This is a genomic window from Micromonospora sp. NPDC048935 (assembly GCF_043197875.1).
GTDB lineage: Bacteria > Actinomycetota > Actinomycetes > Mycobacteriales > Micromonosporaceae > Micromonospora.
On record NZ_JBICTZ010000004.1, the window covers coordinates 1 to 21,015 of the forward strand.

The following is a 21,015-nucleotide window of genomic DNA, read 5'->3' on the forward strand; positions in this document are numbered from 1 at the left end:
AACGGGTTCAGTTGACCGGTACTAATAGGCCGAGGACTTGACTACTAAGCTGCTACGCGTCCACTGTGCAACTCTGAACGAACGAACACCCGTGACTGTTGTGCCGGGGTTGTTTGATATGTTCATAGAGTTACGGCGGTCATGGCGGAGGGGAAACGCCCGGTTACATTCCGAACCCGGAAGCTAAGCCCTCCAGCGCCGATGGTACTGCACTCGTGAGGGTGTGGGAGAGTAGGACGCCGCCGGACAATCTTCCAGATAGGGCCACCCCGATACGGGGTGGCCCTATCTGCATATCCCCATTCCTGTACGGGCGCGCCCGCCGAACGCGCCCCCGGATTCCGACCCGCCCTACCGCGATGCGCCCCCCGCCCGGCGCCCGCCCCCGAGCCCGCCCCCGAGCCCGCCCCCCGCGCCCGGTGCCCGGCGCCCGCGCCCGGTGCCCGGCGCCCGCGCCCGGTGCCCGGCGCCCGGCGCCCGCGCCCGGTGCCCGGCGCCCGCGCCCGGCGCCCGCGCCGGCGCCCGCGCCCGCGCCCGGTGCCCCGCGCCCCGCGCCCGGTGCACTCCGCAAGGGTCCCTCACCAGGGCGCGATCCCCGATTACCGCGCGACCCGCCCATGCACGGGTTGATCGACTCGACTTTCTTGATATCGGGCTATCCGCGAGCGCGGGACACCCCGGTATCAGGAAACCCGAGTCGATCAACAGGTAGACGGGGTATCCGCGAGCGCGGGACAGCCCGATATCAGGAAACCCGAGTCGATCAGCCGGGGGTGGGCTGGACTGGGGGTCTCACCCTTGGGACCGTGGGTCGGGCGCAAGGCTGCACGTCATTCTGAGGGGCACGGACTTCGGCCCCGGCGTCGGTGACCGCCGGTCGTTTAGCCCGGTCAGGTCGACATACCTCGGGCCGCCAGCCAGGTCCGGTGACCCCCGTCGACCGCCGGCCAGGTCCGGTGGCCCGTCGACCGTCACCCAGGCGGCCGCCAATCCACGTCCGTCGGCCGTCGGCCGTCGGCCGTCGCCCGTCGGCCGTCGCCCGTCGGCCGTCGGCTGTCGGCTGTCGCCCGTCGGCCGTCGCCCGTCGGCTGTCGGCTGTCGGCCGTCGCCCGTCGGCTGTCGGCTGTCGGCCGTCGCCCGTCGCCCGTCGGCCGTCGCCCGTCGGCCGTCGGCCGTCGGCCGTCGGCCGTCGGCCGTCGGCCGTCGCCCGTCGGCTGTCGGTTTTCGCCCGTCGGCAATCGGCTGTCGGCCGGCGACCCGTGTTCGGCGGCTCCGGGCTAGGTTGGAGGGGTGGCTGACGTTCTGATCCTGCTGGTGTTCGCCGGCGGGGTGGCGGCGATCCTGGGGATTCTCTGGTGGCTGGGAGCCCGTGTGCGTCGGCGCGGTGTCGGTGCGGACGTCATGGGCCCGTTCGAGGAGATATGGCATCCGGCGGCGCATCGGTTCCGGGCCGAGATCCGTGTGCAGGAGGCGCGCTTGCTGCCAACGCCGCCCCAGGGTGGCCGACCCAGTGGACTGGGCAGTGGACTGGGCAGGGGCGGCGCCGCGGGCTGACGTGCGAGCCGCGTGACATCAGGAGGGCTTCGGCCCGCAGACGTAGCGGGGTTCCGCGTCGTAGCGCCAGCTGAACTTCTCCCGCTTGACCACCGTGCCGGCCTTCTTGATGACTCGGAAGGCGTCCTGGGTGAAGCCGTTGATGCCGTTGGTCGCGATGCACGAGGGGCCGGGCTCCAGGTGGATCAGCTTCGGTGTGGTGATGTTGCGGCGTGGTCCGTACTCCGTCTTCACACTGTCGTAGATCTTCGTGCTCCAGATCGACACGGTGATCGAGCTGGACGTGTACGAGGTGTCGATGAGTAGGCCGTACTCGGTGTTGTTTCGGAATTTGAAGTCCAGGTTCGGCCAGATGATCGTCGACTCGATGACGGCCGGGTACCTGTCGAACCAGTACGAGTGCGGCTTGTGCTGGACGTCCTCCAGGCCGGCGTAGTACGTCGCGTTGAACAGCGTGGTGGTGAACTGTGAGATGCCGCCGCCGACGCCCGGCACCAACTTGCCGTCGAGGATGACCGGTGCGTCCAGGTAGCCCTGGGCGTAGCCACGCTCGCCGGTGTGACCGTTCAACGAGAACGTCTTCCCGGGCAGGACGACGGTGCCGTCCACCTGCTTCGCGATCGTCGCGATGTTCCGGTTGCGCGGCGAGGCCATTCCGCCGGTGAAGCGGGTGGTGAAGGTGGAGACCCGTTCCTTGATGCCCAGGCCGGTCAGCTTCTCCGCGGTCAGCTCCGGTGGCGTCGGCTTCAGCTCGCCGGTCACCTCGCGGCCGTCCGACTTCGGCAGTACCGCGAGCAGGCCCTGAGCCAGGTTCGTCATGTCCAGTTGCTGACCGGGCCGCCCGTCGGTGGTGGTGGGCCGGCCACCGGAGATGGCCATCGTGGCGTTCTTCGGCGGCACCTCAATGGCCGCCAGGTCGTCGCCGAGCGCCGCACGCAGCCGTTTCACGTCCACCGTCGGGTTCAGCTTGCCGCTCTTGTCGGCGGTGAACCGCAGGCTTTTCGCGATGGCGGCGGGTGGGACCCGCACCGAACCTTTTTCGGTACGCAGGATGACCGGTGCGGCGACCGCCGGCTTGGCCAGCTCGGTGACCAGCCGGTCCAACTCCTCCGGTGTGGTCGCCGGGTGGCGCTCCACAAGTGGCACGGTGACCGGGGTGCCGGCCAGCCAGCCGGCGCGGACCACCTCGGCCGAGCGTTGGGGCTCCAGGGCCAGCCCCGGCTTGGGCTGCACGACTTTCGGCGTGACACCCTGGTAGGTGATCGCCGGCATCGTCATTCCCTGGGCCCGGTCGCCGAGCACCCTACGCAGTGCGTCGTCCAATCTGTCGACGTCGACGGTGACCACCGGGTCGACAGTGCGGGAGCCGACCAGGCGGCTGACCGGGTGTGCGTCGGCCGAGGCCGCCGCCGCGACGGTTGCCGGCACGTCGACGGCCAACCCCACGTCGGTCGGGTTGATCTCGGCGGTCCGCCCGTCGACGGTGACCCGCAACGGACCGGCGAGAGCCGCCGCCCGCCGGTCCAGCTCCGCCCGTAACTCCCGATCGGCCTCGGCGCGGCTCCGGCCACCCAGTTCGGTGCCGAGCACGCTGGTGCCGCGGGGAACGTCACCGGCGTACGCCCAGGCTCCGGCACCCGCCACGGCGGCGAGGACACCGCCGCTGACGCTGGCGGCGAGCAGCATCCGCACCCGCCGGGGGCGACTGGGGCCGCCCTCCGGCTCGCCGGGGGCGGACACCGTCGCCGGTCCGTCGTCCGGCCAGGTGACAGCGGTGACCTGCACGGTGGGCCGGTCGTCGGCGGGCGGATTCTTTTCGCCGTACAGCGTCACTGCAACCTCGATCGCCAGGGTGCGCGGAAGGTACGCCCTCCCGGAGGCACCTACGGTAACGAATGCCCGGCGGTCAGTCGGCTGCGCCGGCCAGGCACCGCTACCGCGTGTCGCCCGGTGTGTCGGCGGAGCACGGGGACGGACCACCCACTGGGGTACGGGGGTGGTGCCGGCGGCCGACCACGGCCGTGGCACGGTGGCCGGGTGGACACTGCGGAGCGGGTGTTGGCGTACGGCGGCGGCTGGCTGGACCGGGCGGGCCCCTTGCGTACCGATCCGACCCGGTTGGGTGCGTTGCTCGCCGAGTCGACAACCGTGGTGCTGGCGTTGTGGCGGGACCGGTGTCTCGTCGACGCGGACGGGCCGGTCCGACTCACCGCGGAGCGGGCGTCTCTCGTCCGGTCCGCCGCGAGTGAGACGGTGTTCCTGGGGCTGGACGGGGACGTCGCCGTGTTCGCCGTGGACCTGTCCGCACTCCCCGAACGCGCCGCCGTCGAGATGGCCGGTGCGGCGCGGTCCGTCGACGTACGGGCACTGGTCGGGCGGCTCGAACCGGGCGACGCGGCCGTCCAGGCGTACGCCAGGGGTTTGTTGCACTGGCACCGGCAGCAGCGATTCTGCGGGACGTGCGGTGCGCCGGCCGTCGCCGATGGCGGCGGGCACATGCGCACCTGCACGGGCGTGGGGTGCGGACGTCTCCTCTTTCCCCGGATCGAGCCGGCGATCATCGTGCTGGTCGAGGCACCCGGCCGGCCGGGGCGCTGCCTGCTGGCCCGGCACGCGGGTGCGGCCGAGGACGCGTTCTCGACGCTGGCTGGCTTCGTCGAGGTCGGTGAGAGTCTGGAGGACGCGGTCCGTCGGGAGATGGCCGAGGAGGCGGGCGTGACAGTCACCGATGTGACCTACCAGGGGTCGCAGGCGTGGCCGTTCCCCGCCGGCCTGATGGTGGGCTTCCGCGCCACCGCGGGCTCCGACGAGGTACGCGTCGACGGCGAGGAGCTGCTGGAGGCGCGCTGGTTCACCCGGGCGGAGCTGCGGGAGCGGGTGGCCTCCGGCCGTACCCTCGGACGGGTGGACGCGATCGACCACCGCCTTCTTGAGGACTGGTTGGCCGCGGAGTCCTGACCTGGTGGGCAGACCGCCGCCTTACCTTCGTTACGTTATTGTAATCGGTCAATGTGCCATCACTTTCCGCAGCCAACCTCGTTGGCGGTGCCGGGTTTCGTGGCCTTTTGCCGGTTTCTGTCCTCGGCTGTCGCACCCCCGTCGTGACGCAATGCTCCTGCTGGCCCGGGTTCCTGTTACTGCCCAGTAGCCGGGGGGTTGTGAGCTACGCCTCAGAGGTGCACCATCAAGCCCGGTCATTACCCGCCGGTAACAGATGACGGGCCCGACGCAGAGCCGCCAGTTCGTCACCGGCGAGCCGTGCGCATCCACCTCGAGGAGGAACCCGTGCAGGATCGGTTGGACAACCAGGGTCGTACCCGGTGGCGGCGCTTCGCCGCCATGGCGGTGCCCGCCACGGCGGCCGCGGGCGCCATCCTCTTCGGAATGTCGACAGGCGCGATCGCCTCCGACATCACCGTCTCCGGCCAGACCTTCAAGATTGGCGCGGAGCGCCTTGAGGGTGACGGCTTCAAGCAGTACGGCGGCATCGTCCGCGAGAAGGGCAAGGACGGGAAGGCCGGCCAGGTCCACCCGATCGCGCTCTCCGAGATCAGCAGCGCCGAGTTGTACAGCCTCTGCCAGTCCGTCCGCGCCGACCTGCCGGGACTGCCGGTGGTGCTCACCATCAACGCCGGTGAGGGCAAGGAGCCCGCTCGGGCCAAGGACCTGCTGATCGCGATGGACTCGTTGAACGGCAACGCCACCTTCACCAACATCAAGATCGGTCGGGACGCCACCGACCTGAACCCGACGGCGCAGGCCGGCTCGTTCGGCCAGAACTCCGACCACGTCACCATCACCAACCTGCAACAGGTGTCCCGCTACACCACGGCGGCGACGTTCAACCTGGTCGGGCTCCGGCTGAAGGTCAACGTGGGCGAAGACGCCAAGGGCAAGGAGTGCTTCTGAGGTGAGCCGAGGCCCGCGGTGCGCCACCGCCGCGGGTCCGGCCGGTGTCCCCGTCCCCGCGCGGCCAGGAGGAGTACGTGACAACCGCGAACCCGTCGCACGCCCGGCCCGGCGGTCCGGCGCAGGCGTGGCGGCTCTTCCGCCGCTGGCGGCACAGCCGACCGTTCACCGGCGGCCTGCTCACCGCGCTGGCCGGGCTGGAGATGTTTGCGTCCACCCGGATGACCATCAACGGCCTCAGCTTCCACAGTGGGGCGAGCGGCCTGCTCTCGCTGCTGATCCCGGTCATCCTGGTCACCTGCGGTCTGCTGCTCTGGTTCACCCCGGCGCAGCGACTGTTCTATTCGATCGTCGCCGCGGTCACCGCGGTCTACTCGCTGATCGGGCTCAACCTCGGCGGCTTCTTCGTCGGTCTGCTGCTCGGCATCGTCGGCAGCGCCCTCGCCTTCGCCTGGACGCCGACCCGCCCAGCATCACCCACCACCCCACAACCTGACGCGGCGCGGCCTGACGTGGCGCGGGCCGACGTGGCGCAGCCTGACGTGGCGCGGGCCGACGTGGCGCGGGCCGACGTGGCGCGGGCCGACGTCGAGCGGGCCGGCGATGCGCGGTCTGATCGCCCGACGGCGGCGCCGGGGTCCGACGAGGGCTCGCCGCCCGATTGGCCGGGACGTTCCGCTGACCCTCGGCAAGCCTTCGGCATCACCCTCGTGGTGCTCGGCCTGGCCGCCGGTGGGCTGGCCGTCCAGCCGCGAGCGGTGCGGGCGGCCCCGAGCCGGCCGGCGACGATCGTCTGTCCCACCCCGTCCCGGGATGCCAGCCCGTCGCCCAGCGCCAGCCCGGCCACGCCGACTCCGAGCCCGGCCCGGGACGGCAACGTGCTCACCGACATCCTGGACGGAGTCGGCGATCTGCTCGGTGGTGGACGCCGTGGGGAGACCCCGACGGCATCGACCAGCCCGACCGCCACCCCCGCGCAACCAACCGCCACGCCGATCAACCGCCCCGGCACCTGCCCACCGCCGGCCCCCGGCGAGCCGGGCACCTCGACCCCCGCCAGGCCGGACACGCCGGCCTCCGACGGGCCGGGCACGCCGGACAAGCCGGGCGTGGTGGAGCCGGGCAAGCCGCTGCCGCGCGTCGCCGCCGATCCTGCCCTGCCGACGGTGGCGCAGACGCCGTCCAAGCTCACCGGCAGGTCGGTCCGGATGACCGGACTGCGGTTCGATGGAGTCACCGACCTGCACACCGTGAAAGGCGACCTCAGGGTGCTGAAGTTCAGCATGCGTGAGGCGGTCACCGACGACTTCCTGCTCCGTGCCGACGGCCCGCAGGGGCGCAACCAGCGGTACGCGACCGAACGGCTGACCGTCAGCGGAAACGTGGCCTTCTACGCCACCCGGTTCGTCGGTCGGCTACTCGGCATCAAGATCACGCTGACGCCGGATCTGCCACTGCCGGACGGCGTCCCGATCACCTCGCCCATCCCGATCACGTTCACCGATCCGGTCATCGACCTGGCATACGTCACAAGTGACACGCTGACCGCCCGACCGGCGTTGGCGCTGACCCTCGGCTGAACGGACACGACGGGAAGCGCCGGCGGTACGTCGTACCGCCGGCGCTTGTCACCGTCAGCGGCTCAGAGCCGGGCCAGCGCCCGGCGCAGCGGGTCGAGACCCAGCGCGCCCAGGTCCAACGCCTGCCGGTGGAACTCCCGCAGGTCGAAGTCGGCGCCCTTGCGGGCCTTGGCGTCCTCGCGGGCCTGGAGCCAGATCCGCTCCCCCACCTTGTACGACGGTGCCTGCCCCGGCCAGCCCAGGTAGCGGTTCAGCTCGAAGCGCAGGTTCTCGTCCGGGACCCGGCAGTGCGCCCGCATGAACTCCCAGCCCAGCTCGGGCGTCCACCGCTCGCCCGGGTGGAACCCGAAGGGGTTGTCCTTCGGGATCTCCAGCTCCAGGTGCATGCCGATGTCGACGATCACCCGCGCGGCGCGCATCGCCTGGCCGTCCAGCATGCCCAGTTTGTCGCCCGGGTCCTCCAGGTAGCCCAGCTCGTCCATCAGCCGCTCCGAGTAGAGCGCCCAGCCCTCACCGTGCCCCGACACCCAGCAGAGCAGTCGCTGCCAGCGGTTGAGCAGGTCGGCCCGGACGGCCGTCTGCCCCACCTGGAGATGGTGACCTGGCACGCCCTCGTGGTAGACCGTGGTCACCTCTCGCCAGGTGGAGAAGTCGCTGATGCCCTGCGGCACCGCCCACCACATCCGGCCCGGACGGGAGAAGTCCTCACTCGGGCCGGTGTAGTAGATGGCACCGTCGCTGGTCGGCGCGAGGCAGCACTCGATACGGCGGACCTGCTCCGGAATGTCGAAGTGGGTGCCGTGCAGCTCGGCGATCGCCTTGTCGGCCAGCGCCTGCATCCAGTCCCGGAACGCCTCCTTGCCCTGGATGGTCCGGGCCGGGTCGGCGTCCAGCTTGGTCACTGCCTCGTCGACGGTGGCACCGGAGCCGGCGATGCGGCCCGCGACGACGCGCATCTCCGCCTCCAGGCGGGCCAGCTCCGCGAAGCCCCAGGCGTACGTCTCGTCCAGGTCGACCTTGGCGCCGAGGAAGTACTGCGAGGCGAGCTCGTAGCGCTCCCGCCCGGCGGCCTGCTTGTCCCGCCCGTGCGGGGCCAACTCGGTACGCAGGAACTGGCCGAACTCGGCGGTCGCGGCGGTCGCCGCCGCCGCACCCCGACGCAGCTCCGCACCGAGCGAACCCTCGGCGCCCAGCCGCTCGACCAACCCGTGGAAGAAATTGTCCTGGGTCGGGTCGACCCAGATGTCGCACTGCTTGGCGACCTCGACCAGCTGCACCTTCGAGCTGACCTGACCGGCGGCGAGGGCCGCACGGAGGGTGACCTTGTAGTTGTCCAGCGCGCCGGCGAAGCCGTTGAGTCGGGCGGCGATGTTGGCCTGCTCGTCGCTGGTCGCGGTCGGCATCAGGTCGAACACCATGCGGATCTCGTGCAGCCCGCTCTCGATCACGCTGATTTCGCTTGTCGTCTGGCCCGCGTCGTACCGGGCCAGGTCCAGGCCGAGTCGTTCCTGCATGGCCTCCTTGGCGATCCGCTCGGACTCGGTCTGCGGCTCGGTCACCGCAAGCTCGGTGAGCGTCCGGCGGGTGAGGTCCGCGCGCGCCCGGTAACCCTCCGGCGAGAGGTCGTCGAGCTGGTCATCATGGCCGGCGATGCCGACGAAGGTCGCGCCGGTGGGGCTCAACGGCGCCCACTCGGCCACGTAACGGTTGGCGATTTCATCGATTCGTCCCACGCTGCGACCCTACGTGACCAACCCACCCCCGTGTCGATGACGTTTGTCGTGTTCAGGCCACTGAAGTGACGAGCGGCGCAACGTCCGAAAGGCGCGCGACTTTGTCGGTGGGTTCCGGCAGAGTGTCAGGGGTGACTGCCGATATCACTCCTGACAAGACGCCGGTTCGCACCTGGCTGCCGGGCTTCGTCGCCCTCGCCGCGATCTGGGGTTCCAGCTTCCTGTTCATCAAGGTCGGGGTGGGTGAGCTGCACCCCGTCCAGCTCACCCTCTATCGGGTCGTCGCCGGCGCGGTAACCCTGCTTGTCGTCCTCGCCGTGCTGCGCGACCGGCTGCCCCGCGAGCCCCGGGTCTGGGGGCATCTCACCGTCGTCGCCGCGTTCGGCGTGGCCGTGCCTTTCACCCTGTTCGGTTACGGTGAGCAGCGGGTCGAGTCGATGCTGGCCGGCATCTGGAACGCAACCACGCCCCTGATCGTGCTGCCGCTGGCGGTGCTGGTCTTCCGCACCGAACGGCTGACCGTACGCCGCGCGATCGGGCTCGGGCTCGGCTTCCTCGGGGTGCTGGTAGTGCTCGGGGTCTGGGAGGGCATCGGCGGGGCGCACTTCACCGGGCAGTTGATGTGCTTCGGCGCGGCCGCCTGCTACGGCGTCGCCATCCCGTACCAGAAGCGGTTCGTCGCCGGCAGCTCCTACTCCGGCCTGTCGCTGTCCGCCGCGCAGTTGCTGCTCGCGGCCGGGCAACTCGCCATCGTCACCCCGTTCGTCGCCGGCCTGCCGCCGCTGCCCACCGAGCTGTCGGCGGGGGTGGTCGCCAGCGTGCTGACCCTGGGCGCGCTCGGCACGGGGCTCGCCTTCGTCATCAACATGCGCAACATCCGGGTCGCCGGCGCGAGCACCGCGTCCACCGTCACGTACCTGATCCCGATCTTCGCGGTGCTGATCGGAGCCGTGGCGCTCGGCGAGCGGCTCAACTGGCACCAACCGGTCGGCGCGCTCATCGTGCTGCTGGGGGTCGCGGTCGCGCAGGGTGTGCTCGGCCGCCGAAAGTCCGGCCCGGTGGTCGGCGTCGGCGCTCCCGCCCAGCCCGCTGCCTCCGCCGCGGGGCCCGTGGCTCCCGCCGCCGGGCCTGCGGCCGCCGCCGAGCCCGAGTCCGAGCCCGAGCCCGCCGCCGCGGCCGAGCCCGCCGCCGCGGCCGAGCCCGCCGCCGCGGCCGAGCCCGCCGCCGCGGCCGAGCCCGCCGCCGCGGCCGAGCCCGCCGCCGGGTCCGCGGCTGGGTCCGCGGTTGCCGCCGGGTCCGCGGCTGGGTCCGCGGTTGCCGCCGGGCCCGCTGTCTCCACCGTCGAGCCTGCGGCCGCAGAGCCCGCCCGCCGCTGAGGGCCGCCGCACCGGTCCGATCGGGCTTGATCGACTCGGCTTCATTGAAGTCGCGGTGTCCAAGGCAGTGTGACAGGCCGATTTCAAGAAAGCCGAGTCGATCAAGGCTGAGCGGCCCGATCGTCGGCCCGTTCAAGGCCGGGTGGTCGGATAGCCGGTCGATCATGCCGAGCGGTCCGATCGTCGGCCGATCAGCACCGATGTGGGCCTGAGACGTCGTGGTGATCAGCGGCCAGCGGCCAGGGCCGCTGGCCGGGACCGCTGGCCGGGACCGCCGGTCGGGACCGCTGGTCGGGACCGCTGGCCGGGACCGCTGGTCGGGACCGCTGGCCGGGACCGCTGGTCGGGACCGCTGGCCGGGACCGCCGGTCGGGACCGCTGGTCGGGACCGCTGGCCGGGACCGCCGGTCGGGACCGCCGGTCGGGACCGGCGGCCAGGACCGCCGGTTGGGGCCGGCGGTTGGGGCCGCCGGTTGGGGCCGCTGGCCAGGACCGCCGGTCGGGGCCGCTGGTTGGGACCGCTGGTTGGGGCCGCTGGTCAGGGCCGCTGGTCAGGACCGTTCGCTTGTCCAGGCGAGCAACTGCTCCGCTGGCCAGGTGTTGACCACCGAGTCGGCGGGGACGCCGCAGAGGGCGGCCCGCTCACAGCCGAACCGCTGCCAGTCGAGCTGGCCGGGCGCGTGCGCGTCGGTGTTGATGGCGAAGCGGCAGCCGGCCTCCAGCGCGCGGCGGATCAGGCGCTTCGGTGGATCCTGTCGCTCCGGCCGAGAGTTGATCTCGACGGCGGTGTCGTGCTCGGCGCAGGCGGCGAAGACGGCGTCCGCGTCGAAGTCGCTCTCCGCCCTGGTCCGGGCACGGTGCCCCCGGTCGCCCGGACCGGTCACCCCGGCGGGGCGGGACGACACCATCCGGCCGGTGACGTGACCGAGGATGTCCAGGTGCGGGTTGGCGACCGCGGCCAGCATGCGCCGGGTCATCTTCGACCGTTCGTCCTTCAGGCCGCTGTGCACCGAGCCGACCACCACGTCCAGTCGGGCCAGCAGCTCGTCGTCCTGGTCGAGGGAGCCGTCGGCGAGGATGTCCACCTCGATCCCGGTGAGGATCCGGAACCCCTCCGGCAGCGCGGCGTTGACCTGCGCCACGTGGTCGAGCTGCTGACGCAGGCGGTCCGCGGTCAGCCCTCGGGCCACCGTCAGTCGGGGCGAGTGGTCGGTCAACACCAGGTATTCGTGGCCCAACTCGACCGCGGCCAGCGCCATCTCCTCGATCGGCGAGCCGCCGTCGGACCAGTCCGAGTGGGTGTGGCAGTCGCCCTTCAGGGCGGCGCGCAGCGCCGTGGCCTCGGCATCCAGGTCGCTGCCCTCGGTCGCCACCAGCCGGCGCAGGTAGACGGGCTCCTCACCGGCCAGCGACTCCGCCACGCAGCGGGCCGTCACGTCGCCGACACCCGTCAACTCGGTGAGCGTGCCGTTGGCGGCCCGCGTGGCAACCTCGGTCGCCGGCAGAGCCGCCAACGCCTTCGCCGCCGACCGGAACGCCCGTACCCGGTACGTGGCCTCGTTCGCGCGTTCGAGCAGGAACGCGATGCGACGAAGGTCGGCGATGGGATCCCTGGCGCGAGCCATGTCAGGGCGCCTTCGGGCAGCCGTGTTCGCGCTGCCAGGCGACGACCTCGGGGGCCGGTTCCCGATTGCCGCCACGTCGCCAGGAATCCAGGTACCGCGCCGGCCAGAGCACGCCGCGCCGGATCCACCAGCCGTCCTTGCCGGTGCACGGCGGCGAGATGCCGAAGTGCACGTGGCAGACGTTGTTGGCGTTGCCGGTGCGCCCCACCTTGCCGAGCTGTTGCCCGGCGCGGACGCGCACTCCGGCGTCGACGCCGCTGGACACGGCGCTCAGGTGCGAACCGTAGTAACGCACCCCGTCGTCGCCGAGCAGGGACACCGACAGGCCGCCGTTGTCCGGGCCCTGCGGCCCACGCTTGGTGTACCTGTCGACCCGACTCACCTCCAGCACCGTCGCGTCGGTCACCGCGACGAACGGCTCACCGCAGTCGGCGAACAGGTCCGTGGCAGGGTACGCCCCGTGCGTCGGGTGGTAGTCCACGTTGTCGGCACGTACCGGGAAGACGTGCTTCAGCCCGGCGCGAGGTGTCGTCGCCGACGGCCTGGCCGACGACGGCGCCGGGCGGGCCGGGCCGGTCGCCGTCGGCGTCGGCGGGGCCGACGGCGACACCGGCTGGTCGGCGGTCGCCCAGACCGCGGAGGGCGTCCGCGGGGCGCGGTCGGCCGGCACCCCCGGCCGGGTGGTCGCGCAGCCGGCGGCCAGCACCGGGGCGAGGAGCAGCAGGATCGGGTACGCCGGACGCGCGCGGCGGCTGATCGTCGGCGAGGGCATCAGGTCATCCTGGCAGAGCCGGTACCGTGAGCACGAGCGGCACGCGTGAGGGAGGGCAGCGACGGTGACCATTGCCCGACCCGATCCTGGCCCGGACCCGGGTGTCGCCGCGCAGCAGGTGGCGCGTACCCCCTCGGGGCTCTTCCCCGCCGGGCCACCGTCCCGCCCCACCTACCGCGAGCCGCACCCGGTGACCGGTGGCGGCGTCGCCACCGGCGGTGCCGCGGCGACCACCTGGCTGCTGCTGTTCGGCCTGCTCGGCACCGATGTGACAAGTTACGCCTGGTGGACGGTGCTGGCGGGTCTGCTGGCGTGGCTGACCGCGCTGGTGCTGATCCGCTACGGCGACCGCGGGGTCGCCACCGGGGTGGCGATCGTCACTGCGGGTGGCTGGAGCATCGCCGCCGCCGTGGTGGCGGTCCGCTGGGCCACCAGCGGTGACTGGCCGCTGTGGTGATCGGGCGGCGGTGATGGCCGGGCGACCGCGGACGACTGCGCCGCGTGCCCGGTTGGCTGCGCAGCGAACGCCGTCTTGACGTGGCCGCCGAGACTCGGCACGCTCGGCACTATGGCCTGGACCACCCCGCGACAGGACCCGGATCGCAGTCGCCGCCGCCTGCAGTTGCTGGCCGAGTTGGCGGGTGCCCGCGCGGTCCGACAGCGCAGCCGACCCCAGCGGCAGCGCACCGAGCATCTGCGCCAGCTCATCGCCACCCGCCGTCGCGTCGCCGGCTGATCCGACTTTGTCAGGAATGACCGACCCTTCGGGGCGTTGACGAGTCGCCTGCCGACCCGACCGGCTAACGTGCACGCGTAACGAGTCGACGCTGTGTCGAGGGCTATTGGGGGGACCGTGTCGTACTTCGCTGCGGCCGTGGTGCGTGACGACAGTGGCTGGACCGCCTCCGAGGTCAGCCTGCGTGGCGCCACCGACATCGACGAGGTCGCCGAGCGGCTGCGTGACGTCGACCAGGAGGCCGACGTGTCGCTGCTCTTCGTCGAGGCCGATGACGCGTACCTGGTGATCCTGCGTCTCGACGAGGGCGAGGATCTGCGGGTGTTCGGTTCGGACTCCGCGTACGCCGAGGAGTCACCGCTGGGCGCGCTGCTGGTCGGTGACCTGAAGACCTCGGTCACCGGGCTCGACGGCGACGACGAGCCGCGCCCGGTGACCACCGGTGACGAGGAGAGCGAGCAGCCCGTCGTCGATCCGGAGGCCGATCCGGTGGGTGAGGCCGACCTGCTGGCCAACCTGGGCATCTCCGCGCAGAAGCTGCTGACCCTGTGCACGCACGAGGGGATGATGCCGGCGGACGTCACCGCCGAGATCTGCCAGGTGCTCGGCTGTGCCGACGAGGTCGAGGAGTTGCGTGAGGTCTGAGCCGGCCGACGCGACCGACCCGGCTCTGGAGACGATCCGACCGGGGCAGCCGACTCCCGGGGCGGTGGGGCGTGCCGGACCGGGCGCCTCCGAGGGCCTGGCCGACGCGGGTGCGGCAGGCCGCCGGCAGCGGCACGAGCTATGGATGCGCCGTGCCCTGGAGGTCGCCGTCACCGGCGCCGACGACGCCGCGGCGGGCGCCACCGACGTGGACGACGTGCCGGTGGGTGCGGTGCTCTACGGGCCGGACGGGACCGAGTTGGCCATCGGGCGCAACGAACGGGAGCTGACCGGCGACCCCACCGCCCACGCCGAGGTGCTGGCCCTGCGCCGGGGCGCCGAGCTGGCCGGCCGGTGGCGACTGGACGGCTGCACCCTGGTGGTCACCCTGGAACCGTGCACCATGTGCGCGGGGGCGCTGGTGCTGGCCCGGGTCTCCACAGTCGTCTTCGGCGCGTGGGAGCCCAAGACCGGCGCGGCCGGATCGCTCTGGGACGTGCTCCGCGACCGCCGGCTCAACCATCGACCCGAGGTGTACGGCGGCGTCCTGGAGGCGGAGACCGCCGCCGTCCTGCGCGCGTTCTTCCGCTGAGGTCGATCGGCCCGCCGGTCTGGCGGGCGAGGTGTCGCGGCGCGGTCAGGCCACCGGCAGGGTGACCGTGACGATCAGGCCACCCGCCGGGCGGGGCTGCGCGTCGACGGTGCCACCATGTGCGCGGGCCACCGCGCGGACGATCGACAAGCCCAGCCCGAAGCCCCGTGCCCCGGCGACCCGCTCCCGCGACAGCCGGCGGAACGGCTGGAACATCGTCTCGATGTCGTACCCGGCGATCGTCGGGCCGGTGTTGGTCACCGTCAGGGTGGCCTGGCCGTCGGCGGACAGGCCGGTGCGCACGTCGACCCAGCCGTCGGCGGGCAGGTTGTGCCGTATCGCGTTCTCCACCAGGTTGACGGTGAGCCGTTCCAGGAGCACCGGGTCGCCGCTGACCGGGGCCGGTGCGAGCGACCGACGCACCGGGACGTCCGGCGTCTGCCTCCCGGCCTGGTCGACGACGTGCGCGCAGACCTCGGCCAGGTCGATCGGCGTACGCTCGGTCAGCTCGTTCTCCGAGTCGGCCAGGGTCAGCAGGCCGTCGATCAGCCGCTCGTGCCGCTCGTTGATCGCCAGCAGTGACTCGCCCAGTCGACGTGTCTCCGCCGACGCCTCCGGCCGGGTGACCGCCAGCTCCACCAGGGCCCGGTTGAGCGCCAGCGGGGTACGCAGCTCGTGCGAGGCGTTCGCCACGAACCGACGCTGCCCGTCGAAGGAGCGGTCCAACCGTTCCAGCATCTCGTCGAACGTGTCGGCGAGTTCGCGTACCTCGTCGCGGGGGCCGGTGAGCGCGATGCGCTCGTGCAGGCCCCGGCCGGCGGTGTCCGCGCCGGCGATCCGCCGGGCCGTTCCGGTTATCTGGTGCAGGGGCTGCAACGCCCGGCCGGCGAGCAGCCAACCGAAGGCGATCGCCACGGTCGACACCAGGATCAACGCGATGCCGCCCTGGGTGAGCAGCGACTCCAACGCGTTGCGCTTCGTCTCGTCCTGCACCTCCTGCAACAGGTTGCGCACGTTCTCGACGTTCTGCCCGCTGGGTGTCGTGGGGGCGGTCGTCGGCAGGTCCCGCAGTCGCACCCCGAACGGCTGCGCCGTGCGCTGATCCACGAGCACGTACGTGACGGCCAGCAGGACCACCCCGGCCAGCAGGAAGAGCCCACCGTAGATGAGGGTGAGGCGGGCGCGGATGGTCAGGCGTTTCATCGGATCTGGTACCCCGCTCCGGGCACCGTCTCGATCACCGGCGGGTCGCCGAGCTTGCGGCGCAGCTTCATCACGGTGACCCGGACGACGTTGGTGAACGGGTCGATGTGCTCGTCCCAGGCGCGTTCCAGCAGCTCCTCGGCGGAGACCACCGCGCCGTCGGCGCGCAGCAACTCGACGAGCACCGCGAACTCCTTGCGGGACAGCGCCACGTGCCGGTCGTCACGGCGTACCTCGTGGCGGGCCGGGTCGAGCTGGATGCCGGCGCGGCGCAGCGTCGGCGGGGCCGCCGGGCGGGCCCGCCGGGTCAGCGCGTGCACCCGCGCCGACAGCTCGACCAGGGCGAACGGCTTGGTCAGGTAGTCGTCGGCGCCGAGCGCCAACCCCGCGACCCGCTCCCGGACCGCCGCCGCCGCGGTCAACATCAGCACCCGGGTCTCCCCGCCCGCGTCCACGATCGCCCGGCACACGTCGTCGCCGTGCACCACCGGCAGGTCCCGGTCCAGGACCACCACGGCGTACTCGTTGACGCCGAGCCGCTCCAGCGCCGCGTCGCCGTCGTACGCCACGTCGACAGCGAACGACTCCCGACGCAGCCACTCCGCGATGGCGTCCGCCAACACGGTCTCGTCCTCGACCACCAGCACTCTCACCCCTCCATCGTCCTCGGGGTGCGGTAACGGCGGCATAACCGCCGACGGTAACGCCGGGGATACACCCCCTGTCGTGCACTGGGTGCCGACGTCCGGCGAGTCACGTCGGACCCACAGCGGAGGTGCACACCATGCGACGACAGATGTTCGCGATCCCCGTCCTGCTCGCCCTGGCGCTGGGTGGGTGCGGCGCGGGCGGCGACGACGGCGGCGGTGTCGCGACCGCTGGTGGGGCGACGACAAGCGCCACGGCCAGCGGCGCGCCGGTCAGCGATTCGGACCGGCAGCTCGCCTTCGCCCGGTGCATGCGGGAGAACGGGGTGGACATGCCCGACCCGGAGGCCGGCGGCCGTCCCGGCTTCCGCTTCGGCGCGGACGTGGACCGGCAGAAGGTCCAGGCGGCCATGGAGAAGTGCCAGGACAAGCTGCCCAACGGCGGACAGGGACCGCAGCTCAACCCCGAACAGGCCGAGCAGATGCGCACGCTGGCCAAGTGCATGCGGGAGAACGGGGTGCCGGACTTCCCGGACCCGGACGCCGACGGACGGGTCCGGATCGGGGCGGGCGGCAACGCGATCGACATCGGCGACCCGGCCATGAAGGCGGCGATGGAGAAGTGCCGGCAGCACGCACCACAGTTCGGGGGTGGCCGGTGACCGGCGCCATCCGACGCTCCCGGCTGCGCGCCGCCGTCATCGGCGGCGTCGTCCTGCTGGTCGCCGCCGTGGGCGTGACCGCCGCGGTGGGCTTCGGCGGCGGTGCGGACCCGGCCGAGGCCGGCAACGCACCGCCGGCCACCGCGACCGTCACCCGGCAGACCCTCGCCGACGCGGAGACCGCCGACGGTGAGCTGGGGTACGGCCCGACGCGTACCGCCACGGCGAAGCTCGGCGGCACCGTCACCGCGTTGCCGGCGACCGGGTCGACGGTGCAGCGGGGCCGGGCGCTCTACTCCGTCGACAACCAGGAGGTGGTGCTCCTCTACGGCGGGTTGCCCGCGTACCGGACGCTCGCCCCCGGGGTGGAGGGCGCCGACGTCGCGCAGTTCGAGCGGAACCTCAAGGCGCTGGGCTACACCGGCTTCACCGTCGACGACGAGTACACCGGCTCCACCGCCGACGCGGTGCGGGACTGGCAGGAGGACCTCGGCCTGGCCGAGACCGGTCGGGTCGAGCCGGGGCGGATCGTGTACGCCGACCGGAAGGTCCGGGTGGAGAGCCACCAGGTGGACGTCGGTGATCTCACCCAACCCGGCAAGGCGGTGCTCGCGTACACCGGCACCAGCCGCCTGGTCACCGTCGAGTTGGACGTGGACGACCAGCGGCTGGCCAAGCGCGATGCGAAGGTCAGCGTCAAGTTGCCGGACGGCCGGGCCGTGGCGGGCACGGTCAGCACGATCGAGACAGTCATCCAGGCCGGTGCCGCCGGAGCCAACGGGCAGTCCGGCGAGGCCGAGACGAAGATCGAGGTGACGGTCGCGGTCGCCGACCCGAAGGCCCTCGCCGGCTTCGACCAGGCAAGCGTCGACGTCGTGTTCACCGCCGCGGAGCGCCGGGACGTCCTCACCGTGCCGGTGTCGGCGCTCCTCGCGCTCGCCGAGGGCGGCTACGGCGTGCAGGTCGCCGACGGGGAGGCGAGCCGGGTCGTCGCCGTGACCACGGGGCTGTTCGCCGACGGCCGGGTGGAGGTCACCGGCGCGGACATCACCGAGGGCACGACAGTGGTGGTGCCGACATGACCGGCGAGGTGATCGTGCTCGACCGGGTCAGCAAACGGTACGCCGGCGACGTCGTCGCGTTGGACGACGTGTCGTTGCGGATCGGCTACGGCGAACTGGTGGCGATCGTCGGCCCGTCCGGGTCGGGCAAGTCGACGATGCTGCACCTGATCGGCACCCTGGACCGGCCGTCGTCGGGCAGCGTGCTCGTCGACGGGTACGACGCGGCGAAGCTGACCGACCGGGAGCTGTCCGCCCTGCGGGCCAGCCGGATCGGCTTCGTCTTCCAGCAGTTCCACCTGGCCCCCGGCGTCCCGATCGTGGACAACGTGGCAGACGGCCTGCTCTATTCGGGCGTACCCCTGCGAAGGCGGCGCGAACGGGCGGAGGCCGCGCTGGTCCGGGTTGGGCTCGGCCACCGGCTCGGGCACCGGCCGCACGAGCTTTCCGGCGGGGAACGGCAGCGGGTGGCCGTGGCGCGGGCGGTGGTCGGCGAGCCGGCGGTGCTGCTGGCCGACGAGCCGACCGGCAACCTGGACTCCGCGTCCGGTGCCGGCGTGCTGGAGCTGCTGCACGAGCTGCACCGGGCCGGCACCACCGTCGTGGTGATCACCCACGACCGGGAGATCGCGGCGGGTCTGCCCCGGCAGGTGCGGATGCGCGACGGCGCGGTGCGGCACGACTCGGCCCACACGCCGGGCGGGGTCGGCTGATGGCGACGTTGACCCCGGCCCGGCTGGGGCCGGCGGACATCCTGCGGGTCGGCGGGGTGGGGCTGCGCACCCGTCCGCTGCGGGCGTTCCTCTCCGCGCTGGGCATCGCCATCGGTATCGCCGCGATGATCGCGGTCGTCGGGATCTCGTCGTCGTCCCGCGCGGAGCTGGACCGGGCGCTCGACGCGCTCGGCACCAACCTGCTCACCGTCGAGCCGGGCAGCACCCTGTTCGGGGCGGACGCCCAACTGCCCGAGGAGTCGATCGCGATGATCGGGCGGATCGGGCCGGTGACCGAGGTGTCCGCGACCGGGCAGGTCCCCGATGCGAAGGTCTACCGTTCGGATCGGATCCCGGCCGCGGAGACCGGCGGCATCGCCACCCGCGCCGCCCGGCTGGACCTGCTCGGCACCGTCGGGGCCGAGCTGACCAGCGGCACCTGGCTCAACGAGGCGACCGCCCGCTATCCGGCGGTGGTGCTCGGTGCGACCGCCGCGCAACGGCTGGGGATCACCGTGGCCGACCCGCAGGTGCAGGTGTGGCTGGGTGGGCGGGCGTTCACCGTGGTCGGCATCCTCGCCGCCGCACCACTCGCCCCGGAGCTGGACGCCTCGGCGTTGGTCGGCTGGCCGGCGGCGGGCGACTACCTGGGCTTCGACGGGCACCCGACCACCGTCTACACCCGGGCGCGGGAGTCGCAGGTCGAGGCGGTCCGGTCGGTGCTCGGTGCGACCGCCAACCCGGAAGCGCCGAACGAGGTCGAGGTGTCCCGTCCCTCGGACGCGCTGGCCGCCGCCGAGGCGACCGACGACGCGTTCACCGGGCTGCTGCTGGGCCTGGGCGCGGTCGCCCTGCTGGTGGGTGGGGTCGGCGTGGCGAACACCATGGTGATCTCGGTGTTGGAGCGGCGGGCCGAGATCGGCCTGCGTCGCTCGCTCGGCGCCACCCGGGGTCAGGTGCGGACCCAGTTCCTCGCCGAGTCGCTGCTGCTCTCCGCACTCGGCGGGATCGGCGGGGTGCTGCTGGGTGTCCTGGTCACCTCGGGGTACGCGTTCTCCCAGGACTGGCCGACAGTGGTGCCGGCCTGGGCGATGCTCGGCGGGGTGGGCGCGACCCTGGTCATCGGCGGTTTCGCGGGCCTCTACCCGGCGGTGCGCGCCGCCCGCCTCGCGCCGACGGAGGCGCTGGCCGCCGTGTGACCGGAGTACCGGCCGGGCTGGTGTGCGACCAGCGTGCCGGCCGGGCTGGCGTGCGACCGGCGGGCCGGCCGGGCTGGCGTGCGACCGGCGGGCCGGCCGGGCTGGCGTGCGACCGGCGGGCCGGCCGGGCTGGCGTGCGACCGGCGGGCCGGCGGTGGCGGGCCGGTCAGATGCGACAGAGCGGGATGACGGATCGCGCCCGTCATCCCGCTCTTCGGGGTCCTGCCGGCCGAGCGGTCAGGCGATGATCGTGTCGAGGGCGATCTCGACCATCTGGCTGAAGGTCTGCTCCCGCTCCTCCGAGGTGGTCTTCTCGCCGGTCTTGATGTGGTCGCTGACGGTCAGCACGGTCAGCGCGCGGGCCTTGAAGCGGGCGGCGATCGTGTAGAGCGCCGCCGACTCCATCTCCACCGCCAGCACGCCGTAGTCGGCGAGGGTGTCGTAGAGGTCCGGCCGGTCGGTGTAGAAGGCGTCCGCCGCCAGGATCGGCCCCACGTGCATGCTGATGCCGCGCCGCTCGGCCACCTCCACCGAGGTACGCAGCAGCCCGAAGTCGGCCACCGGGGCGTAGTCGATCAACCCGTCGAAGCGCATCCGGTTCATGTTCGAGTCGGTGGACGACCCGATCGCGGCCACCACGTCGCGCAGTTGCAGGTCGGTGCTGAGGGCGCCGCAGGAGCCGACCCGGATCAGCGTCTTCACGCCGTACTCGTTGATCAACTCGTGGGCGTAGATGGAGGCGGACGGCATGCCCATGCCGGAGCCCTGGACGGAAACCTCGACACCGTTCCAGCGGCCGGTGAAGCCCAACATGCCCCGGACCGTCGAGTAGCAGGTAGCGCCCTCGAGGTAGGTCTCCGCGATCCACTTGGCCCGCAGCGGGTCGCCCGGCATCAGGACCCGCTCGGCGATCTCGCCCGGCTTCGCGCCGATGTGCGTACTCATGGCAAAGATCCTGCCAGGCCGGCGTGGGCGATACCGGTTCGGCGTCGGAACCGGCGGTCCTGT

At 72.4% G+C, this 21,015-nt stretch carries 19 protein-coding genes, 1 rRNA gene and 1 pseudogene; 14 read left to right on the forward strand and 7 right to left on the reverse strand.

Annotated elements, in window-relative coordinates; all coding sequences use genetic code 11:
- Window positions 1–131 precede the first annotated feature (131 nt).
- Both rrf and ACGFIW_RS13215 read left to right on the forward strand, forming a co-directional pair.
- Window positions 132–248: ribosomal RNA gene (rrf, locus tag ACGFIW_RS13210) — 5S ribosomal RNA — on the forward strand.
- A 1,042-nt stretch (window positions 249–1,290) separates the two neighbouring features.
- A complete protein-coding gene (locus ACGFIW_RS13215; RefSeq protein ID WP_393314085.1) occupies window positions 1,291–1,554 on the forward strand; it encodes a hypothetical protein in 264 nt (87 codons plus the stop codon).
- Window positions 1,555–1,572: 18 nt separating this feature from the next.
- Here ACGFIW_RS13215 and ACGFIW_RS13220 read toward each other — a convergent pair whose 3' ends face one another.
- Complete coding sequence (locus ACGFIW_RS13220) at window positions 1,573–3,387, reverse strand: VanW family protein (RefSeq protein ID WP_393314087.1); 1,815 nt, start codon at window positions 3,385–3,387, stop codon at window positions 1,573–1,575.
- A gap of 204 nt (window positions 3,388–3,591) precedes the next feature.
- Here ACGFIW_RS13220 and nudC point away from each other — a divergent pair, with 204 nt between their 5' ends.
- The 3 genes from nudC to ACGFIW_RS13235 all read left to right on the forward strand — a co-directional run bounded on the left by nudC (window position 3,592) and on the right by ACGFIW_RS13235 (window position 7,043).
- Complete coding sequence (gene nudC, locus ACGFIW_RS13225) at window positions 3,592–4,512, forward strand: NAD(+) diphosphatase (RefSeq protein WP_393314090.1); 921 nt, start codon at window positions 3,592–3,594, stop codon at window positions 4,510–4,512.
- A 327-nt stretch (window positions 4,513–4,839) separates the two neighbouring features.
- Window positions 4,840–5,463 carry a DUF6230 family protein gene (locus tag ACGFIW_RS13230; RefSeq protein WP_357075269.1) on the forward strand — a complete coding sequence of 208 codons (624 nt, stop codon included), beginning with the start codon at window positions 4,840–4,842 and terminating at the stop codon, window positions 5,461–5,463.
- A 77-nt stretch (window positions 5,464–5,540) separates the two neighbouring features.
- Complete coding sequence (locus tag ACGFIW_RS13235) at window positions 5,541–7,043, forward strand: DUF6114 domain-containing protein (protein ID WP_393314094.1); 1,503 nt, start codon at window positions 5,541–5,543, stop codon at window positions 7,041–7,043.
- A 62-nt stretch (window positions 7,044–7,105) separates the two neighbouring features.
- Here the strand turns inward: ACGFIW_RS13235 and ACGFIW_RS13240 are convergent, their stop codons facing one another.
- Window positions 7,106–8,776, reverse strand: coding sequence for a DUF885 domain-containing protein (locus tag ACGFIW_RS13240; RefSeq protein ID WP_393314097.1), 1,671 nt, complete (start codon window positions 8,774–8,776; stop codon window positions 7,106–7,108).
- 131 nt (window positions 8,777–8,907) lie between these two features.
- On the opposite strand from ACGFIW_RS13240, the pseudogene ACGFIW_RS13245 reads away from it, so the two are divergent.
- Window positions 8,908–9,817 (forward strand): annotated as a pseudogene (locus tag ACGFIW_RS13245) (DMT family transporter); the annotation flags it as partial.
- 886 nt (window positions 9,818–10,703) lie between these two features.
- On the opposite strand, the gene ACGFIW_RS13250 reads toward ACGFIW_RS13245, so the two are convergent.
- Both ACGFIW_RS13250 and ACGFIW_RS13255 read right to left on the reverse strand, forming a co-directional pair.
- The gene (locus tag ACGFIW_RS13250) at window positions 10,704–11,777 is read right to left on the reverse strand and encodes a PHP domain-containing protein (protein ID WP_393314099.1); all 1,074 of its coding nucleotides are present in this window, start codon (window positions 11,775–11,777) and stop codon (window positions 10,704–10,706) included.
- Window position 11,778: 1 nt separating this feature from the next.
- Window positions 11,779–12,549, reverse strand: a complete 771-nt coding sequence (locus ACGFIW_RS13255; protein ID WP_393314102.1) for a M23 family metallopeptidase — start codon at window positions 12,547–12,549, stop codon at window positions 11,779–11,781.
- 70 nt (window positions 12,550–12,619) lie between these two features.
- On the opposite strand from ACGFIW_RS13255, the gene ACGFIW_RS13260 reads away from it, so the two are divergent.
- The 4 genes from ACGFIW_RS13260 to ACGFIW_RS13275 all read left to right on the forward strand — a co-directional run bounded on the left by ACGFIW_RS13260 (window position 12,620) and on the right by ACGFIW_RS13275 (window position 14,522).
- Entirely contained in the window at window positions 12,620–13,006 is a 387-nt protein-coding gene (locus tag ACGFIW_RS13260) for a hypothetical protein (RefSeq protein ID WP_393315265.1), read from the forward strand.
- Window positions 13,007–13,117: 111 nt separating this feature from the next.
- A complete protein-coding gene (locus ACGFIW_RS13265; RefSeq protein ID WP_393314105.1) occupies window positions 13,118–13,285 on the forward strand; it encodes a hypothetical protein in 168 nt (55 codons plus the stop codon).
- A 117-nt stretch (window positions 13,286–13,402) separates the two neighbouring features.
- The gene (locus ACGFIW_RS13270; protein ID WP_393314108.1) at window positions 13,403–13,930 is read left to right on the forward strand and encodes a tRNA adenosine deaminase-associated protein; all 528 of its coding nucleotides are present in this window, start codon (window positions 13,403–13,405) and stop codon (window positions 13,928–13,930) included.
- A gap of 145 nt (window positions 13,931–14,075) precedes the next feature.
- A complete protein-coding gene (locus tag ACGFIW_RS13275) occupies window positions 14,076–14,522 on the forward strand; it encodes a nucleoside deaminase (RefSeq protein ID WP_393315268.1) in 447 nt (148 codons plus the stop codon).
- Window positions 14,523–14,567: 45 nt separating this feature from the next.
- On the opposite strand, the gene ACGFIW_RS13280 is transcribed toward ACGFIW_RS13275, so the two are convergent.
- Both ACGFIW_RS13280 and ACGFIW_RS13285 read right to left on the reverse strand, forming a co-directional pair.
- Window positions 14,568–15,725 carry a sensor histidine kinase gene (locus tag ACGFIW_RS13280; protein WP_393314110.1) on the reverse strand — a complete coding sequence of 386 codons (1,158 nt, stop codon included), beginning with the start codon at window positions 15,723–15,725 and terminating at the stop codon, window positions 14,568–14,570.
- On the reverse strand, window positions 15,722–16,378 hold the full coding sequence (locus ACGFIW_RS13285; protein WP_393314112.1) for a response regulator transcription factor: 657 nt from the start codon (window positions 16,376–16,378) through the stop codon (window positions 15,722–15,724). Before ACGFIW_RS13285 ends, ACGFIW_RS13280 begins: the two co-directional genes overlap by 4 nt.
- Before the next feature lie 131 nt (window positions 16,379–16,509).
- On the opposite strand from ACGFIW_RS13285, the gene ACGFIW_RS13290 reads away from it, so the two are divergent.
- From ACGFIW_RS13290 to ACGFIW_RS13305, 4 genes are read left to right on the forward strand one after another with little or no spacing between them, the layout of a single operon-like run.
- Window positions 16,510–17,034: a hypothetical protein gene (locus tag ACGFIW_RS13290; RefSeq protein ID WP_393314115.1), complete on the forward strand. Its 525-nt coding sequence runs from the start codon at window positions 16,510–16,512 to the stop codon at window positions 17,032–17,034.
- A complete protein-coding gene (locus tag ACGFIW_RS13295) occupies window positions 17,031–18,116 on the forward strand; it encodes a peptidoglycan-binding protein (protein ID WP_393314118.1) in 1,086 nt (361 codons plus the stop codon). Before ACGFIW_RS13290 ends, ACGFIW_RS13295 begins: the two co-directional genes overlap by 4 nt.
- Window positions 18,113–18,808, forward strand: a complete 696-nt coding sequence (locus ACGFIW_RS13300; RefSeq protein ID WP_393314120.1) for an ABC transporter ATP-binding protein — start codon at window positions 18,113–18,115, stop codon at window positions 18,806–18,808. Before ACGFIW_RS13295 ends, ACGFIW_RS13300 begins: the two co-directional genes overlap by 4 nt.
- On the forward strand, window positions 18,808–20,007 hold the full coding sequence (locus tag ACGFIW_RS13305; protein ID WP_393314123.1) for an ABC transporter permease: 1,200 nt from the start codon (window positions 18,808–18,810) through the stop codon (window positions 20,005–20,007). Before ACGFIW_RS13300 ends, ACGFIW_RS13305 begins: the two co-directional genes overlap by 1 nt.
- Before the next feature lie 237 nt (window positions 20,008–20,244).
- Here the strand turns inward: ACGFIW_RS13305 and deoD are convergent, their stop codons facing one another.
- Entirely contained in the window at window positions 20,245–20,952 is a 708-nt protein-coding gene (deoD, locus tag ACGFIW_RS13310; RefSeq protein ID WP_030328147.1) for a purine-nucleoside phosphorylase, read from the reverse strand.
- Window positions 20,953–21,015 lie beyond the last annotated feature (63 nt).